General features: G+C 61.0%; 16 protein-coding genes and 1 pseudogene. 15 read left to right on the plus strand and 2 right to left on the minus strand.

The window, feature by feature from the left end; translation table 11 throughout:
• Positions 1-20 precede the first annotated feature (20 nt).
• The 12 genes and pseudogenes from GXP70_RS04605 to GXP70_RS04660 all read left to right on the plus strand — a co-directional run bounded on the left by GXP70_RS04605 (position 21) and on the right by GXP70_RS04660 (position 13,821).
• The gene (locus tag GXP70_RS04605) at positions 21-1,199 is read left to right on the plus strand and encodes a phosphoribosylaminoimidazolecarboxamide formyltransferase (protein ID WP_162355387.1); all 1,179 of its coding nucleotides are present in this window, start codon (positions 21-23) and stop codon (positions 1,197-1,199) included.
• A gap of 81 nt (positions 1,200-1,280) precedes the next feature.
• Positions 1,281-2,039: an IMP cyclohydrolase gene (locus tag GXP70_RS04610; RefSeq protein ID WP_162355388.1), complete on the plus strand. Its 759-nt coding sequence runs from the start codon at positions 1,281-1,283 to the stop codon at positions 2,037-2,039.
• A 3-nt stretch (positions 2,040-2,042) separates the two neighbouring features.
• Entirely contained in the window at positions 2,043-3,308 is a 1,266-nt protein-coding gene (gene purD, locus GXP70_RS04615) for a phosphoribosylamine--glycine ligase (RefSeq protein ID WP_162355389.1), read from the plus strand.
• A gap of 252 nt (positions 3,309-3,560) precedes the next feature.
• Positions 3,561-4,478, plus strand: coding sequence for a polysaccharide deacetylase family protein (locus GXP70_RS04620; RefSeq protein ID WP_162355390.1), 918 nt, complete (start codon positions 3,561-3,563; stop codon positions 4,476-4,478).
• Between the two features lie 21 nt (positions 4,479-4,499).
• Complete coding sequence (locus GXP70_RS04625) at positions 4,500-5,909, plus strand: FG-GAP repeat domain-containing protein (RefSeq protein WP_162355391.1); 1,410 nt, start codon at positions 4,500-4,502, stop codon at positions 5,907-5,909.
• 40 nt (positions 5,910-5,949) lie between these two features.
• A pseudogene (locus GXP70_RS04630) lies at positions 5,950-6,318 on the plus strand (response regulator transcription factor); the annotation flags it as partial.
• A gap of 591 nt (positions 6,319-6,909) precedes the next feature.
• Positions 6,910-7,110: a winged helix-turn-helix domain-containing protein gene (locus GXP70_RS29695; protein WP_263864123.1), complete on the plus strand. Its 201-nt coding sequence runs from the start codon at positions 6,910-6,912 to the stop codon at positions 7,108-7,110.
• Positions 7,107-8,537, plus strand: a complete 1,431-nt coding sequence (locus GXP70_RS04640) for a sensor histidine kinase (RefSeq protein WP_162355392.1) — start codon at positions 7,107-7,109, stop codon at positions 8,535-8,537. Before GXP70_RS29695 ends, GXP70_RS04640 begins: the two co-directional genes overlap by 4 nt.
• Before the next feature lie 488 nt (positions 8,538-9,025).
• Positions 9,026-10,006, plus strand: coding sequence for a glycoside hydrolase family 113 (locus tag GXP70_RS04645; protein WP_162355393.1), 981 nt, complete (start codon positions 9,026-9,028; stop codon positions 10,004-10,006).
• Positions 10,007-10,782: 776 nt separating this feature from the next.
• Positions 10,783-11,889, plus strand: coding sequence for a DUF3048 domain-containing protein (locus tag GXP70_RS04650; RefSeq protein ID WP_225442660.1), 1,107 nt, complete (start codon positions 10,783-10,785; stop codon positions 11,887-11,889).
• 292 nt (positions 11,890-12,181) lie between these two features.
• Positions 12,182-12,796: a DUF47 domain-containing protein gene (locus GXP70_RS04655; protein WP_162355394.1), complete on the plus strand. Its 615-nt coding sequence runs from the start codon at positions 12,182-12,184 to the stop codon at positions 12,794-12,796.
• Positions 12,797-12,822: 26 nt separating this feature from the next.
• Positions 12,823-13,821: an inorganic phosphate transporter gene (locus GXP70_RS04660; protein WP_162355395.1), complete on the plus strand. Its 999-nt coding sequence runs from the start codon at positions 12,823-12,825 to the stop codon at positions 13,819-13,821.
• A gap of 114 nt (positions 13,822-13,935) precedes the next feature.
• Here GXP70_RS04660 and GXP70_RS04665 read toward each other — a convergent pair whose 3' ends face one another.
• Both GXP70_RS04665 and GXP70_RS04670 read right to left on the minus strand, forming a co-directional pair.
• Positions 13,936-14,571 carry a DUF975 family protein gene (locus GXP70_RS04665; RefSeq protein ID WP_225442661.1) on the minus strand — a complete coding sequence of 212 codons (636 nt, stop codon included), beginning with the start codon at positions 14,569-14,571 and terminating at the stop codon, positions 13,936-13,938.
• Positions 14,572-15,100: 529 nt separating this feature from the next.
• Complete coding sequence (locus GXP70_RS04670; RefSeq protein ID WP_162355397.1) at positions 15,101-15,718, minus strand: hypothetical protein; 618 nt, start codon at positions 15,716-15,718, stop codon at positions 15,101-15,103.
• Between the two features lie 222 nt (positions 15,719-15,940).
• Here GXP70_RS04670 and GXP70_RS04675 point away from each other — a divergent pair, with 222 nt between their 5' ends.
• The 3 genes from GXP70_RS04675 to GXP70_RS04685 all read left to right on the plus strand — a co-directional run bounded on the left by GXP70_RS04675 (position 15,941) and on the right by GXP70_RS04685 (position 18,352).
• Positions 15,941-16,231 carry a YerC/YecD family TrpR-related protein gene (locus tag GXP70_RS04675; protein WP_162355398.1) on the plus strand — a complete coding sequence of 97 codons (291 nt, stop codon included), beginning with the start codon at positions 15,941-15,943 and terminating at the stop codon, positions 16,229-16,231.
• A gap of 2 nt (positions 16,232-16,233) precedes the next feature.
• Complete coding sequence (locus tag GXP70_RS30155; RefSeq protein WP_318652405.1) at positions 16,234-17,289, plus strand: sirohydrochlorin chelatase; 1,056 nt, start codon at positions 16,234-16,236, stop codon at positions 17,287-17,289.
• Between the two features lie 148 nt (positions 17,290-17,437).
• Positions 17,438-18,352 carry a diacylglycerol kinase gene (locus tag GXP70_RS04685; protein WP_162355399.1) on the plus strand — a complete coding sequence of 305 codons (915 nt, stop codon included), beginning with the start codon at positions 17,438-17,440 and terminating at the stop codon, positions 18,350-18,352.
• The last annotated feature ends 4 nt before the right edge of the window (positions 18,353-18,356 follow it).

The following is an 18,356-nucleotide window of genomic DNA, read 5'->3' on the forward strand; positions in this document are numbered from 1 at the left end:
AAAGGACGAAGAACGATATTATGAGCGAAAAAGAAATTGCCCTCAGATACGGCATGAACCCTCATCAGAAGGATGCGAAGATTTACTCCGCGGACGGCCAGGCGCTTCCGCTGACCGTCGTGAACGGCGACCCGGGCTTCATCAATCTGCTCGACGCGCTGAACGCGTACCAGCTCGTGCGCGAGCTGCGCCAGGCGACGGGCCTTCCGGCCGCGGCTTCGTTCAAGCACGTGAGCCCGGCCGGCGCGGCCGTGTACGCGCCGATTCCGCCTGAACTCGCGAAAGCCTACTTCGTCGACGGCATGGAGCTGTCCGAGCTGGCGACGGCCTACGCGCGCGCACGCGGCGCGGACCGCATGTCTTCGTTCGGCGACGCAGCCGCGCTCAGCGATATCGTCGACGCTTCGACGGCGCAGCTGCTGAAGCGCGAAGTATCCGACCTCGTCGTGGCGCCGGGCTACACGCCGGAAGCGCTCGACATTCTGAAGCAGAAGAAGGGCGGCAAGTACCTGATTCTGCAAATCGATCCGAACTACGCGCCGGAGCCGGTCGAGACGCGCACGCTCTTCGGCATGAAAATGCAGCAAGAGCGCAACGGCGCGGTGCCGGATGCTTCGGTGTTCGATAAGGTCGTTACGGCGAACAAAGAGCTGACGGACAACGCGAAGCGCGACATGCTCGTAGCCCTTGTTACGCTGAAATACACGCAATCCAACTCGATCTGCTATACGCTTGACGGCCAGACGATCGGCATCGGCGCAGGCCAGCAGTCGCGCATTCACTGCACGCGTCTTGCCGGCGACAAGGCGGACCGCTGGTATCTTCGCCAGCACCCTGCCGCGCTGAACATGAAGTTCCGCGAAGGCGTGTCGCGCGCGGAGCAGAACAACGCGATCGACCTGTGGCTCGAGGACGAAGTAACGCCGGTCGAACAAGCGGCATGGGAGCTTTGCTTCGAAGAAGTGCCCGCGCGCTTGACGCGCGAACAGAAGCGTGAATGGCTGAACGGCCTGCAGGGCGTCTCGTACGGCTCCGACGCCTTCCTGCCGTTCCGCGACAATCTCGACCGGGCAAGCCGCAGCGGCGTGAAATACGTCATTCAAGCCGGCAGCTCGATGCGCGACGAAGAGGTCGTGCAAGCGGCGAACGACTACAATATGGTCATGGTATACTCGGGCGTACGCCTGTTCCATCACTGAGACGATGCGTTCGAAGCAGTTTTGTATACTTTGCCGGTAAATCGGCTCCAGGCTTCACGCAAAACTTAGGAGGTGGCGAGGATGTCCACGAACACAACGACGAAGTGGAAGACGCTGGCGGATGCGACCGTGCAGCGTTTGCAAGATAACAGTTATCCGGGACGCGGTATCGTCATCGGCTTGACGCCGGACGCGACGCGCTACGTGCAGGTTTATTGGATCATGGGACGGAGCGAGAACAGCCGCAACCGCGTCTTCATCCCCGAAGCGAACGGCTTCCTGCGGACGGAAGCGCGCGACCCGGCGAAGCTGACCGATCCGTCGCTCATCATTTACTACCCGCTTCGCCATGAGGGCGGCGCGCATATCGTCACGAACGGCGACCAGACCGATACGATCTGGGAAGCGATCAAGTCCGGGGGCACGTTCGAGCAGGCGCTCGCCAAGCGGACGTACGAGCCGGACCCGCCGAATTTCACGCCGCGCATCTCGGGCATCGTCGATCTGAACGATGCGCAGAACGCGTACAAGCTGTCGATTCTGAAATCGAACGAGAACGACGAGTCGCAGACGAAACGGCATTATTTCCATTACGAGAACGCGATCGCGGGCTACGGCCACTTCATCTCCACGTACGTGGGCGACGGCAATCCGCTGCCTTCGTTCGCCGGCGAGCCGCAAGTGGCGCCGCTGTTCGACGATGCGCAGGAGACGGCCGATTTCTATTGGAACCTGCTGAACGCGGACAACAAAATCTCCTTGCTCGTCAAAACGATCCGCATCGCGGACGGCGAGACGACGCTGACGGTCGTGAACCGTCCAGCCGAAGGGGGCGCGTAAGCGATGCGTATTATGGTCATCGGCAGCGGCGGCCGCGAGCATGCCATCGTCTGGGCGCTCCAGAAGAGCGAGAAGGTCGGCAAAATCTTCTGCGCGCCGGGCAACGCGGGCATCGCGGAGCTGGCCGAATGCGTGCCGATTCCGGTTAACCGGTTCAGCGATCTGATTCAGTTCGCCGGCGACAACGAAGTGGACCTCGTCGTGGTCGGTCCCGACGATCCGCTTGCGGAAGGCATCGTGGACGCATTCGAAGAGCGCGACATCCCGGTTTACGGCCCGCGCAAGAACGCGGCCGAAATCGAAGGCAGCAAGATTTTCATGAAAAACCTGCTGAAGAAGTACAACATCCCAACGGCAAAATACGAAACGTTCACCGATTATGAGTCTGCGCTCGCGTATTTGCAGCAGCAGCAGGCGCCGATCGTCGTGAAGGCGGACGGCCTGGCCGCAGGCAAAGGCGTAACGGTCGCGTACTCGCTGCAGGAAGCGGAAGAAGCGCTGCACGGCATGATGGTCGGCAAGGTGTTCGGCGAATCCGGCGGTAGCGTCGTGATCGAAGAATTCCTGGAAGGCCAGGAGATGTCCATTCTCGCTTTCGTGGACGGCGCGACTGTTCGCGCGATGGTGCCCGCGCAGGACCATAAGCCGGTGTACGATAACGATAAGGGTCCGAATACGGGTGGCATGGGCACCTACTCCCCGCTGCCGCATATCGATCCCGCGCTTGTGGAAGACGCGATCGAGAACATCATCAAGCCGACGGCCCAAGCGATGGTCAGCGAAGGCCGCCCGTTCCGCGGCGTCCTCTTCGCGGGCCTGATGATCACGAAGGACGGCGTCAAGACGATCGAGTTCAACGCGCGCATGGGCGATCCGGAAACGCAGGTCGTGCTGCCGCGTCTCAAAACCGATCTGCTCGACATCATCCTCGCTTCGCTGAACGGCCGCCTGGAGCAGCTGGACATCGAATGGAGCGAGGAAGCGGCGGTGTGCGTCATTGCCGCATCGGAGGGCTATCCGGGTCCGTACCCGAAAGGGCTGCCGATTACCGGCCTTGAAGCGGCCAAAGGGCAAGGCGCGCTGATCTTCCACGCCGGCACGTCGCTGAAAGACGGCAGCATCGTCACGAACGGCGGCCGCGTGCTCGGCATCGTCGGCCGCGGCCGCGACATCGCGGAAGCGCGCGCCCGCGCGTACGAAGCGGTGTCGGCGATTCATTTCGACGGCATGCACTGCCGGACGGATATCGCGGCCAAAGCGCTGCGTTAGTTTTTGACTAATGCTCTATTGCTTACATAAGCTGTCCCGCGCGTCATGAATCATGGCGGCGGGACGGCTTTTTGTTTGGAGCTGGAAGAGGAATCCAGCCGGATGTTACTGCTTTGTAACGACTCGTATCCCCGAATCTATTACGATTAGAGTATAGTTAATAGAGTAGCGTAGATTTCGGGGGATAACGACATGCGGCTCGCAGAGCAACGAGGACTCATCGGGCGTTTAGCCCTTCTGATATTGGCAACGATGATGATAGGCAGCTTGGCGCTCGCGGCAGGCTGCGGCGTTCAGACGAAATACGACACGTCCGCCGATGCCGGCAGCGGCAAGCGAGGAGCGGACGGCGCGACGGCCGGAGGAGACCAAGCTGCCGCGAACGGCTCCGGCGGAGCCGTGACTGCGGGTGCGGGATCGACGTCCGCGAACCACGACGGCGGCGCGGGGCAAACGGGGAATAACGGCCCTTCGGCGCCGCCGTCCCATCCGCCCGCGCCGCCGGTCAAGCTGGACAGGCCGACGGCGCCCGCGATGGCCTACACGGGCAAGAACGGCGCCAAGCTGGTCGCGCTGACCTTCGACGACGGACCGGACAACCGGTATACGCCGGCAATACTGGATATATTGAAAGCACAGCATGTACACGGCACCTTCTTCACCGTCGGCGTTCAAGTAAAACGCTACCCGGCGGTCATGAAGCGGATCGTGAAGGAAGGGCACGAGATCGGCAATCACAGCTACTCGCATCCGGACCTGTCCAAGCTTGACTGCGCGCATGTTCTCAATCAAATTAAATGGACGGACACCTTGATCGACCGGGAGGCCGGCTTCGTGCCGAGACTGGTGCGAGCACCTTACGGAGCGGCTTCGCCGCTGCTGAAGCAGATCGTGGCGGATAACGGGCGGCGGCTGATTAATTGGACGGTGGACACGCGGGACTGGGACGGCAGCACGGTGCCGGCCATGCGCGCCAACGTGAACAAGAACACGCATCCCGGCGGCATTATTCTGATGCATTCCTTCGGAAGCAAGCGCGTCGGCAACACGGTGGAGCTGCTTCCGCTCATCATTAAAGATTTAAGGCTCAAGGGCTACGCCTTCGTAACGGTGAGCGAGCTATTGGACGCGAAAGCCCGCAGCGAACAGGCGGCCGCGAAGAAGAAATAACACGGGAAGGAGCTGCATGGATTGCGAGTACAGCGTATATTACGAGCGGCGTCTCGAACGGCGCTCCTTCTCGCGGGGCTGGCCGGGTTGATGGCGGCCGCAGGCTGCCGGTATACGACAACGCCGGCCGATCTGCTGCTGACCCCGCGGTCGACGCCGGGCAATGCCGCGTTGACCGAGGCGCTGCACGGCCTTCTCCCCGTTACGGCCAAGCTGGCGGTCGTCACGCATGAGAGCTCCAACGCGTCGATCTTGCAACTGGACGGAGACGGCGACGGCCGCATGGAGGCCTTCGTCGTGTTCGCGGACGAGAGCGGCACCACCCGCGTGATGGTGCTCGAGCAGTCCGGGACGAGCTGGAAGCGGCGGTTTGTGTTCGCGGAGTCGTCCGCCTACGGGGTCGACGTGCTTCGCGTGGCGGATCTCGACCGCGACGGCCGGCCGGAGCTTATGATCGGCTGGAACCAGTTCGGCGAGCCGCAGCATATGTTGACGCTGTACCACATGCCTCCGAGCGAGGACTATCCGACCGCGCCGAAGCCGATCGCGGAGCTGCCCTACGACACGATGGGGATCGGCGACGGCAACGGCGACGGCAACCCGGAGATCGGCTTGGTTACCCTGCACCGGCTCAAAATGACCGCTTCGATCGGCTTGTATCAGTTCCGCGAGGACAAGGTGAGCAAGGTGGCTTCCGCCCTGCTCGACGGATCGGTCAACGGGTACATGCAGGTGACGCTGGGCCAGCTCGCGCCGGGCAAGTACGGCGTAACGACGGACGCGGCGATCGGCGCCAACTCTTCGATTTCCACGATGATGGTGTGGAGCGCCGGCAAGCTCGTCCGCATTTATCCGCCGCAAACGTCGAGCGAAGACAATGTGCAGACGAACGCCAACGCGGTGCTGAGCGGGGACGCCAACGGCGACGGCATCATCGACGTGCATGTGCTGCGCGAAGCGCCGGGCCAGTCGGAAGGCGTGCCGTACAGCGGTCTGCTGTGGATCGAGGAGTACCGGCAGTGGGACGGCAAGAACGGGTTTTATCTGGCCGGCAGCCGCTACTACGATTCGAACGGCATGTACGAGATCGGCATTCCGCTCTCGTGGAGCGGCTATACGTTCCGGCGGCCGGCCGGCGGCGGGAGCGGCGACATCGCGTTGGATGCCTATGACGTCAGGACGGGCGAACGCGAGGAGATCCTGACCGTAAGGACGGTGCCGCTTGCCGACTGGGGCAGCCAGGAAGGGAAGTTGCAGAACGCGGACAGCCGGTATCTGGAGCTCGGCCGGGGGAACGGACTGGTGTATTTCGCTGTATGGCACGACCGGCAGCCGGACGACGGGCCGAACATAGAGACGGAAGCAGCGAAGCAAGGGGACTTCCCGCCGGATGAAGCGGAGATGAAGCGCTTGTTCAAGCTGCTGCCGTAAGACAAAGACAGGACGATGAAGGCAAAAGGGGGAACGCCGCATGCGGGTGTTATTTTTGGAGGACGAAGAGGCGATTCGCGGTTTTGTCCGCATTAATCTAAAACGCAACGGCATGGAGGTTACGGAGGCCGAGGACGGGGAGACCGCGCTCGCGCTCGCGAAATCGGCGGTGCCTCCTTTTGACATCGCCCTGCTCGACGTCATGCTGCCCACGATCAGCGGTTTTGACGTATGCGAGCAGCTGCGGCAGCTATTTCCGCGCATGGGCATTATTATGCTGACGGCGAAGTCCCAGGAAGAGGATAAAATCCGCGGGCTGGAGCTCGGCGCCGACGATTACGTGCAGAAGCCGTTCAGCCCGGGCGAGCTGATCGCGAGGCTGAACGCGCTGAAGCGGCGCATGCTGCCGTACGGCGAAGAGCAGGGCGCCGACGGCGCAGCGGGCGCGGCCGCTTCGGCATCGGCCGGGGCAGCCGAAGGCAGTGAAGCCGCCGGCGCTCTCGCCGGCGCTTCCGCTGGCGAAACCGGATCCGCGCCTGCTGCTTCGGAAGCGGCGGATGGGCATGCCGGAGCAGCCCGGGACGCTGCGGGAGGCGCTGCGTCTGTTGCTCCTGACGCAGCCGGCGGCGGTATCGCTGCGCCGCCGAGCGCAGGCGCACACGCCGCCGCACCGGGCTTTCCGCCTTCGTCTGGCGCGCCTGCGGATGACGGCCAAGCCGCCGCAGCGGCGGTCCGCTCCGACAGCGCCGCGGCAAGCTCCGGCGCCGCCGGCATGGCGCCGCCCATTCCGCCGCAAGCCGGCGAGCCCGGGCCGGCGGCCGAACCGGCGCAGCCCGCGTTCGAGCGTGCCGGAGCAGGCGCAGGCGCCTACCGGCGGCCGCTGCGTGCCGGCGACATCGCTTCGGGACCGTTCCTGCTGTCCGCGATGGAGCGGCGGCTGTGGAAGGACAATGTCGAAATCGTGCTCACCCCGACCGAATGGACGCTCGTCAAGCTGCTCATGGAGCGGGAAGGCGAAGGGCTGAGCAGGGACGATATTCTGAACGCGGTCTGGGGCCGGCATTACGTGGGCGACTTGAAGATCGTCGATGTCAACATCCGGCGCATCCGGCAGAAGATCGAAATCAAACCGTCCGATCCGAAGCATATCGAGACGCTCTGGGGCTACGGCTACCGCTGGAACCGGAGCGGGGACCAATGAGGCTCACCAGCCTTCGCACCCGGATCGTCTGGAGCTACGGCGTGCTGATCGTGCTCGTCGTCGTCATGCTCGGCTCCCTGTTCGGGACGCTGGTCTGGAATTATTACTACTCCAGCGCCGTCAGCTCCGTGCTGCAGCGCGCGCAGACGGAAGCGGTGCTCCATGACCGGATGATCGCGGACGAGCCGATCAAGGAGAAGGCGCGCTATATGCTGCAGAACATGGCCGACGGCACGGCGCATCTGCAGCTCCTGACCGGCTCCGGCGAGCTTGTCGTCGACAGCGAAGGGTTCGGCGGCGGGGGCGTGACGCTGGATACGCCGGATGTCCGCCAGGCGATGGCGCATGACAAAGGCATTTGGCGCGGGCGCGATCCCGTCACGAACGAGCGGATCATCGCGGTCACGCTTCCCGTCAAGGAAGGCGACCGCGTTACGGCCATGTTCCGCTATACGGCGTCGCTGGTCACGCTGGATACGATCATCCGGAATATATTGTGGCTGACGGTGCTGGTGGGCTCGTTCGTCGTGCTGCTGTTCTTCGCGATGAGCCTGCTGATCGCGAACCGGATCGCAAGGCCGATCCGGAATTTGACGAAGGTCGCGGAGAAGATGGCCGAGGGCGACTGGAGCCGCAGAGCCGCGCTTAATGACCGCGACGAGATCGGCCGGCTGGCGGATACGCTGAACACGATGGCTTCGGAGCTGACGCGCCGGGAGAAGCTGAAGGAGGACTTCATCTCCTCCATCTCCCATGAGCTGCGGACGCCGCTCACGTCGATCAAGGGCTGGAGCGAGACGCTCGCCTCGGGCGACCCGGCGGACGTGGAGGAGCTGAACTTGGGCCTGGCGATCATCGACCGGGAGACGGAGCGGCTGTCCGGGCTCGTCGAGGACTTGCTCGATTTCTCCAAGCTGTATGCCAAGAGCATCGTGCTCCATCCCGAAATGCTCGATATCCGCAAGCCGCTCGGCGAGACGCTGTGGCAGTTCGAGGCGCGCGGCCAGCGGGAGTCCGTGGCGATCCACGGCGAGACCGGCGACGAGCCGCTTCTGGCGAAGGTCGACGCCGACCGGATGAAGCAGGTATTCATCAACGTGCTCGACAATGCGCTCAAGTTCACGCCGAAGGGCGGGGCCATCTACGTGCAGGCGCGGCAAGAGGACGGATACGCCCGCATGACGATCCGGGATACGGGCTGCGGCATTCCCCCCGAGGACCTGCCGCATGTGACGGAGAAGTTCTACAAAGGCTCCAGCCAGCGTTCGGGCAGCGGTCTGGGCCTGGCGATCTGCAAGGAAATCGTCGAGCTGCACGGCGGCGTCTTCCGGCTCGATAGCGCCGTCGACGCGGGCACGACGGTCATGATCTCGCTGCCGCTGCTCACGGATGCGCAGCAGCAGGGCGAGCAGCAGGAACGCGCGTAGCGGCACCCGTTCACCCGGCAACGCAAATAAACCCGATCGCCGGCGGCTTCGGCAACGAAGCCGCGCGGCGGTCGGGTTTTGTTTTAATTACGGACTCGTATGCGTTACGCCTCGGCATGCGCGAAGCGATCGGAGCTACTCTTTGTAGAACAGCGTTTTGCGCTTGTTGGTGACGAAACCGACGGCAATCAGGGCAAGGCATACGACGCTGACGGACAGCCAGTGGTCGCCGATCCAATGGAGCAGGGCTTGCATAGATGCGCCTCCCTCGGCAGGGTGATAGCCATAGTATGCCGGAGATGGATGAACGTATGCATCGGCGGGCGGAATCGGCGCCGGTGCAGGCAGGTAAATACAGTCCTATTGACTGCGCTTGCCATTGTTTGTTTAACTGAGGGCATGCAGCATGCAAACAAGCCTCGCCCCGGTTGGCCGGAGCGAAGGCAGCGCGTGGATTACGAGCACAATGCCAGGGGAGGACAATAACAATGCAGCAAGCGAAGACGTATTACGGCGGAATGACCTGGGGCTGGACGGGCGTACGGGGCACCTGGATGACCGGGCAGGCCGAGCAGTCGATGGAGCTCATGGCAAGCAAGCTCGCCGCGAACTGGACCGCGATCGCGTTCGGCGCGCTTCAAGATCATCCGCAGTCGACGGAAATCAAGTATTGGGAAGAGCCGACCGTGACCGACGAGGAAGTGCGCTGGGCGATTCGGAAAGCGAAGTCGCTGGGGCTGAACGTCTGCCTGAAGCCGGTCGTCAACTGCCGCAACGGCACATGGCGCGCGCATATCAATTTCTTCGACATCGACGTGCCTTGCGAGCCGAAATGGTCGGAGTGGTTCGCTTCGTATACGAATTTCATCGTGCACTATGCGAAGATCGCGGAGGAAACGGGCTGCGAAATGTTCTGCGTCGGCTGCGAGATGGTGCAGACGGACCGCCGCGCGGCGGAATGGCGGGCGCTGGTCGCCGAGGTCAGGAAGGCGTATTCCGGCGTGGTCACCTACAACTGCGACAAGTACCAGGAGGACCAGGTCGGCTGGTGGGATGCGGTCGACGTGATCTCCGGAAGCGGTTACTACCCGATCGATCAGTGGGAGGAGCAGCTGGACCGGATCGAGCGCGTCGTGAAGAAGCACGGCAAGCCGTTCCTGTTCATGGAAGCGGGCTGCCCGAGCCGAGAAGGTTCAGAGCGTTTGCCTAACGATTGGGGTCTTCCGGGCGAGGCGAGCGAAGACGTGCAGGCGCGCTATTACGAAGCGATGTTCGGCAGCTGCGATAAGCGGGAGTGGGTCGAGGGCTTCATGCTGTGGGACTGGCCGGCCAAGCTGTACGCGCCGGAAGAAGCGGCGGCGAACCGCGACTACTGCATGTTCGGCAAGCAGGCGGAAGCGATCGTCCGGAACTATTACGCGGCGAAGACGGCGGGTGCGGCTGCGGTCGATACGGAGCAAGAATCGTAGCCTGCGATTTCGGTCGATACGGAGCAAGAAGCGCAGCTTGTGGTTGCGGTAGAGAGGAAGACAAGGGGCAGGGCCCGGACCCGGACCTATTCGGTCCGGGTCTTCAGGCTGTCGAGAAAATAGACGAATCCTCAAGTCGCATCGCCTGAGCGAGATAACCCCACCACTCATAGGCAGCGGACACAGGATGCGTTATTTGTATTGAAATCGGTGTTTCGGGCAGGGGATTGGACACAGATGCGTTATTGCCTCAGGAAAGCACCGAATGTCTGCTTTTAGGGTGAAATAGCGCATCTCCTGTCCGCAAGCACACGGAAAGACAAGGAAATCCGGCCGATGGCTGTCAGACTGCATCCCTGCAGGAACGGGAAGTCCACAAGAACGGTCCCGGAATGGAGGTTCAAGCCGCCCCAGCCATTCGGTGTAATCCCCCCATGGATCCCGCGACAACCAAAGGGTCTGCCCCCTAGGCTGACCGCAGGCTGCAAAGTCCCCCTGTTTTATTAGAGCGCTATAAATCGCCGCTATTTTATTCGAGAAGTCGTTCTCGGATCGGTTTAAATCGTTCTATAATTAACGAGATGAGAAGCGCCGCTAAATCGTAATAAAGTGCCGAAAAGCCCGCTGGATTTTCTCGATACGCTGAAGACCCGGACGAATTCGTCCGGGTCTTTGCTGTCAGCGCAGCCGAGCGTGGAAGACAATCCCATGCCGAATGTGGTTTAATGAGGATAGCTCAAATCCGATTGCATTCGACACGAAGGTGGGACTCTTATATGCGTAATCGATGGATGAACAACATAACCGCGCTGCGTCTCGGCATCGTATTGGCCATCGCCGCCCTGCTCGTGCTGACCGGCTGCAGCGACGGCGACAAGAAATTAGACGCGAATACCGAGCCGGCGGTCAATAACACGGCGGAGCCCGCGGCGACGGATCCGGAACCGGTCGATCCGCCGGCCGTCGATCCGCCGCAATTCATCGCTCCGCTGACGGGCCTGCCGCAGGACCATGAAGCGAAGCTTCGGCCGATCGCGGTCATGGTCAACAATTTCGCCGCGGCCCGGCCCCAGTCGGGGCTGCCGAATGCCGATATGGTGTGGGAGGTGCTCGCGGAGGGCGGCATTACGCGGCTTGTCGCCGTCTTCCAAAGCACGGAATCGACGTCTCCGATCGGCCCGATCCGCAGCAACCGGCCGTATTTGATCCGGATCGGCGAAGCGTATCATGCCGTGCTGGCGCATGCCGGAGCAAGCACGGACGGCTACGACCTGCTGCAGCATCACAACAAGGATTATCTCGACGAGATTACGAACGCCGGCGCTTATTTCTACCGGGAATCGTTCCGCAAGGCGCCGCACAACCTGTACTCCAACCTGGAGAAGCTGCGCGCCGGCGCCGCGAAGAAGAACTACAAGGAGACGGTCGATATTCCGACTTATCCTTGGTCCGAGACGGGGGCGGCGGATGCGGGGACAAGCGCGTCGGAGGTAGAGCTTCATTTTCTGCTGAAGGACTACGTCGTCTCGTACACCTACGATCCGGCAGCGAAGCTGTACAATCGCTTCGTCAACGGCAAGCCGCACACGGATCTGGAGACGAAGGCGCAGCTGACCGCGGCGAACCTCGTCGTGCTCGGCGCGAAGCATAAGACGTACGACGATTACGGCCGGCTCGAGATTAATCTGGAATCCGGCGGTCCCGCCAAGCTGTTCCAGCTCGGCAAGCTGATCGACTGCGAGTGGGTTCGGGCCGGCGACGGCGTCATCCGGCTGATGAAGGACGGGCAGGAGCTGCCGTTCGTGCCGGGCCGGACGTTCTACCATATCGTGCCGATGACGCCGACGTTCGACAGTCACGTGAAGCTGGGAACCGGGGCGTGAACGCCGCCGCTCGCGCAGCCATATCGGAGAAGGGCCGGAAGCCATGCGCTTCCGGTTTTTTATTTTCCGCCGGGGTCGGTTAAAAAGCTCTTGACCGGAAAACACTAGAAATGACAATCGGCACGGCAGTCGGCACCCGACGGATTCGGAAAAGTTTTTTGTGAAAGTCATAAAACATTTACAATTTCTTAACAATTGCATTATAAACTATGTTAAGATATTGTCGGTTCAACCTGTATTTTGGCAGAAAATGACCGGCAACCAATCGAGGAAGATGGCGAAGGGGATAGTTATGTTCAAGAAGAAAAACGATGTATTCTTTAGCACGTTCGAGGCGATGGCGGACACGATTCTGGAGGCCGTCTTGTATTTCCAGCAAAACGTATCCAAAATCACGGATGCCTCCGTATTCGCGCGCGACATGAAAGAATACGAAAGCAAATGCGATCGTCATGTACATACGATTTTGACGGAGCTCAATAAAACCTTCATCACGCCGATCGAACGCGATGACATCATGAAGCTGACGGGCTCGCTTGACGATGTGCTCGACGGCATCGAGGCTTGCGCATCGCGTTTCGAAATGTACAATATTACGGAGCCGGACGAGTACGTAACCCTGTTCGCCGAGAATTTGCTGCGCTGCGCCCAACAGATCAAGAAGGCGGTCTACCTGCTGTCGGAGAAGAAGCTGCTGGCCATGCGCGAGCCTTCCATCCAGATTAACGAGCTGGAGAACCAGGCCGACGATCTGCTTCGCGTCTGCATCAAGAGCCTGTTCACGAACGTGACGGATCCGATCGAGCTGATCAAGCGCAAAGAGATATACGAGCGCCTCGAGCAAACGACCGACTACTGCGAGGATGTCGCCAACACACTCGAAACCATTATCATGCGCAACAGCTAAGGAGACGGGGACGAGCAGTTATGAGCATGGACACGTATATTTGGGTCGGCGTCGTTATCTTTCTTGCACTCGCTTTTGACTTCATAAACGGTTTTCACGATACGGCTAACGCGATCGCGACCTCGGTATCCACACGAGCGCTGTCGCCGCGGATGGCCATTATTCTGGCTTCGATGATGAACTTCATCGGCGCGGTGATGTTCACCGGCGTCGCGAAGACGATCGGGGGCAAAATCGCCGATCCGCGCATTCTCGAGCACGGGGTGCAGGTCGTCGTCGCGACGCTGCTCGGAGCGATCATCTGGAACTTGCTCACGTGGTGGGCCGGCATTCCGTCTTCGTCCTCGCATGCGCTGATCGGCTCGTTGACGGGCGCGGTCATCAGCTCGGAAGGCTTCCACGCCATCAATAGTTCAGGGTTCGTCGATATACTTAAAGGGCTTATCTTCTCCCCGCTTATCGCATTTGCCATCGGCTTCATCGTCATGTGGATCTTGAAGCAGATCTTCGCGAAATCCAGTCCGCATCAGGTGAACAAAGTGTTCCGCTCCGGCCAGATTCTGACCGCCGCCTTCCAGTCGTTCACGCATGGCACGAACGATGCGCAGAAGGCGATGGGCATTATCACGTTCGCGCTCGTCACGGCGAACGTGCAGGACAATACGGATCATATTCCGCTATGGGTCAAAATCTCCGCGGCTACGGCCATGGCGCTCGGCACGTCGATCGGCGGCTGGAAGATCATCAAGACGATGGGCACGAAGATTTTCAAAATCGAGCCGATCAACGGCTTCGCGGCTGACGTTACGTCCGCATCGGTCATCTTCACCGCTACGTTGACGAAGCTTCCCGTCAGCACGACGCACGTCATCACCTCGGCCATTCTCGGCGTAGGCAGCGCGAAGCGCTTCTCCGCGGTCAAGTGGGATCTCGCGGGACGGATCGTCATCTCGTGGATCATCACGATTCCGATCGCGGCGATCGTGGCGGCCTTGATCTATCGCGTGATCGCTTTGTTCATATAGCATATAGAATTAGAACGGAACAAAAGTAAGGATGACAGAAGCCTTGGCCTGCGCGAGCTGCGCATGGTCAAGGCTTCTTCTCGGTTGTATGTTTGTGCGCCTGCCGCGCCGCGTCTAGAAGGAGTATGGAGGCGGCGGCGTTGGCGTCGGCGCGAACGCGGTCTGGACCGGTTCGCCGCGCTGGCGAAGGTCTTCGTAGAAATGCGCCATCGTGGCGTAGAAGTACGGGTAGAGCCAGAGCAGTCCGATGCCCAGCGTGAAGAGGCAGAGGATAAACCAGCCGATAAAGGATAGATACAGCACGAACAGCCGCCATTTCTGCCCGATCATCATCGCTTTGCTGCGGCGGATGGCTTCCGATGCGCCGATGTCGGGATGATCTTTCATGATGAAATAGGCCTGCGAGTACCGCAAAGCGGCGATGATGCTGGGGATGACGAGCAGCAGCGTCCACAGCATCGTGAAGATCGCCGTCAGCAGGCAGAGCAGGAAGGCGCGCAGGAAATTGCCGAAGCCGCTGAACATTTCCGCCAGTTCTGGACGCCGTCCTCTCGCGATGCTCAGGAAGAAGCCGAATAAGCCGAGCGACAGCGCGCCGCTGCAGATGAAGGAGACGATCTCTCCGAAGACGGGAACCGCATTGACGGCGGCGCAGATCGCGAAGACCAGCAGCATGAACAACGCCGTTCGTCCCCATTGGCCCGACAGGCTATGCCGTGCCCTTGCCCGTAATTCCGAACGAGTAACCATGAATGCATTCAACCCACCTTTGGCTGTTCAGATTCATTGCTTCGCTGCGCTTGCGATGGTCAATGGCCGGGAGTGTGCCGCATTGTACCGAAAAGTGCCGCAATGTGCAGCAATGTACAGCAATGTACAGCAATGTACAGCAATGTACAGTCAATGAAGAACAATACCCGTTGTCCATCTTATCCGAACTCTATGCGCCGGGATGTTCGGTTATGACGGGTATTTGGCCGGTCATGCGAAGCGCGGGTTGGGGCGGCGGGGCTTGGGACCGTGGAAGGACTGGTGCAGGGCGGGATGGGCGAAGAGCGGCTTATATGGCCGGGAGAGTGGGTACGGTCGGGCGGATGAAGCGCGGTGCTTGCGGCCGGGAGGAATGGGCACACGATGGGGTGGATGAAGGTCGCAAGATTCTAGGTCACGCGGACGTCCGGACGACGCGAAAGCAGCCAACGACCTGGAGTCGTTGGCTGCTGCGTGCAGGGGCTTGTTGGCGCGCTTATCATATCCTCGTCGCGGCAGTGGCTGCCGCTTACCTGCGCGGGCGCTGCTTGCGCTTCGTTCCGTTCAGCGGCACGCTTTTGCCCGAGGCCGTCTTGCGGCGTTTCCGCTTGCGCGGGCGCGGCCTGGCGAGGCCGTCGCCATCGTCCGCAATGGAGGCGGAGTCGCCTTTCTTACCGAACGAGCCGGCCAGCACTTTGATCAGCGGCGCCATCTGGGTAATGCTGCCGACGACCTTCTGCACCTTGCCCATCGTCGTGACGATGCCGTCAAGTCCGCCAAGGCGGTCGACGACGCCCTTGATGTCGTTCAGGCTGTTGGCCAGATTGAAGCCGCCCTTCTCCGATTTCTCCGTCTTGGCTTCCGCCTCCGCGGGAGCCGTTATTGTCGACAGCGCGGAGGAGTTGGATTCCGGGAGCGGGATAATCGGGTTCGTGGACGCGGGCTGGATCGTAATGGCCGGCACGCCGGACGAGAATTCAGACGTATCGAAAGGAACGGGCGTCTTCATGCCGACGCTCTTGTTCATGCCCAGGAACGGATCGGAGATGCCAGGAAAAGGGCTGTTTCCTATGTTTTGCGGGCCTTGACCTTGGCCGCCGAGGGGCTGCTGGAAGCTTCTGACGGACGGATCGTAGCGATATTTCACGCAGATCACAACCTTTTTCAACGTTTTGCTATCAGTCTATGGGATAAGTGACTATGCGGATTGGACGGATGCCCGCTTCGGCGAAAATTTTTGGGTGAATAGAGGGGGAGAAATGTCCGCACGTACTGCAGTTCTGCTGATCGGTGAAGCGGTGATGCTTGAATATTGTCGATGAAAGCAGTACACTTAATCTTAATAGTCGGAGGTAGGAGTGAGCGGACGATGCAACTGAAGAAGTTGAACGATAAAACGGTCGACCAATTGTTCGAAGCGGTGCTGACGCTGAAAACGGTCGAGGAATGCTATATTTTCTTCGATGACCTGTGCACGGTGAACGAAATCCAATCCCTGTCCCAGCGGCTTGAAGTCGCGCGCATGTTGGGCAAGGGTGCCACGTATAATCAAATCGAAGCGGAAACCGGCGCAAGCACGGCGACGATCTCGCGCGTGAAGCGGTGCCTCAATTACGGCAACGACGGGTACAAAATGGCGCTGGAGCGCTCCGGACGATAACGATGAAGCCCGGGATTCTCGTTATCAGCCACGGCTCGCGCGAGACGGAGTGGGTGCGTCTCGTCGATGACACGGTCGCGGCGGTCGCCGCGTCGCTGACATGCGCAGACCGGGGACCGAGCGGCAGCGCGGTGCCGGTCGTATCGGCGTTTCTTGAACTTGTGGAAGGCCGTCTCATCCAGGACGGCATCGATACGTTAACAGCGGGAGGCGTGGAGGAGCTATACGTCCTTCCGCTTTTTGTGTCGTCCGGAAGCACGCATGCGGACGACATCGCGCAGGCGTTCGGCCTGGCGCCGGCGTCGCCCGGCCGGCCCGGCGAGCTGGCGCCGTTCCGCGTGCCCGCTGGGGTGCGCGTGCATATGGGGCAGCCGATCGACGATGTCGGCGAAGTAGCGGGGGTTAGCGATGCGGCGAAGGCAGGCGATTGCCCAGCGATCGGGCGTAGGGCGGAAGCCGGCGGTGAGTGCGATGGTGTAGTGCATGGACGAGACACGGTTGAAGCCGGTGTGGGCGACAGCATGGTGCATGGCCGTAGCACGGCAGCGGGCGTTGAGTGCGATGGCGTGGTATATGGCCGTGCCGGCGCTGATCGCGATGCCGATGCCGACGATTCCGGCTCCGGGGGAATTGCCAGCTTGCTGCTGAGCAATATCGCTTCGCTGTCAAGCATGCCTGCGCGCGAGCGGCTGCTGCTGATCGCGCATGGCTCGGGCGAGCCGGTGTTTCACGAGCGCTGGCGCGTCGGGATGACCCGGTTCGCCGAACGGCTTCGCGCGCTCGGCGGCTTCGCCGGGGCGGACATCGCGATGCTGCTGCCCGATCAGGCGGCGGGTAAACTGACCGAGCTGCGGCAGCGGTATCCGGACGATGCGATCATCGTCGTGCCGTTGTTTCTGAGCGAGGGTTATTTTACCCGTACGGTCATTCCGAAGCGGCTTGCCGGGCTGGCATACAGGTACAACGGCAGGGCGCTGCTGCCAAGTCCGCTTGTCGCGGAATGGATGGAACGGCAGATCCGTAACTGGCTTACCGCCATGAATCCGGCCGGAGGTTGACGTTTGGGAAGTTAGCCGCATTTGGTGTATAGTTAGAACTAGCGATGGGATAGGATATGGGCCGCGGCAGGCAAGGCGGGTGTCGGCGACAACGGCATTCGCCGCCCAGAAGCGGCGGCGGCCCGAATGTACGTGCGGGGGTAGTAACGTGACGATTAAACGAGCAAGACTTATTTATAATCCGACCTCGGGTCGGGAAGAGATTAAGAGGCGGCTGCCGGATATTCTGCAGCGCCTGGAGCGCGGCGGCATCGAGACCAGCTGCCACGCGACGGTGAGCGAAGGCGATGCGACGGTGGCTGCGGCCGATGCGGCGGACCGCGGCTTCGACATGATCATCGCGGCCGGCGGCGACGGCACGCTCTATGAGGTCATCAACGGCTTGGCGGAGAAGGACGTGCGTCCGCCGCTCGGGATTTTGCCCTTGGGCACGACGAACGATTTTGCCCGCGCGCTCGGCATTCCGAAGCATTGGGAGTATGCGTGCGACCTGATCATTCAACAGTACGCCAAACCGATCGACCTCGGCCGCGCGAACAATCGGTTCTTCATCAACATTGCCGGCGGCGGCTCGCTGACCGAGCTGACGTACGAAGTGCCGAGCAAGCTGAAGACGATGATCGGTCAATTGGCCTATTATATGAAGGGGCTTGAGAAAATGACCCGCCTGCGCCCGACGGAGCTGCGTATCCAGGCGCAGGAAATCGGCGAAATCCATGAGGAGATCATGTTGTTCCTCATCTGCAACAGCAACTCCGTCGGCGGCTTCGAGAAGCTCGCGCCGGACGCGAGCCTGAGCGACGGCATGTTCGACGTCGTCGTGCTGAAGAAGTGCAACCTGGGCGAATTCATTCGCCTGGCGACGTTGGCGCTGCGCGGGGAGCATCTGAACGATCCGCATGTGGTCAGCTTTCAGACGCGGGAGATCACCGTCACGACGCCGGACTATGTCCAGCTGAACCTCGACGGCGAGTATGGCGGCACGCTGCCGTGCACATTCAAGGTGCTGCCGTCGCATTTGAACATTATCGTGGACGAATCGGGTATTTCTACTTATAAATAATAAG

Source organism: Paenibacillus lycopersici (assembly GCF_010119935.1).
GTDB classification, from domain to species: Bacteria; Bacillota; Bacilli; order Paenibacillales; family Paenibacillaceae; genus Paenibacillus_Z; species Paenibacillus_Z lycopersici.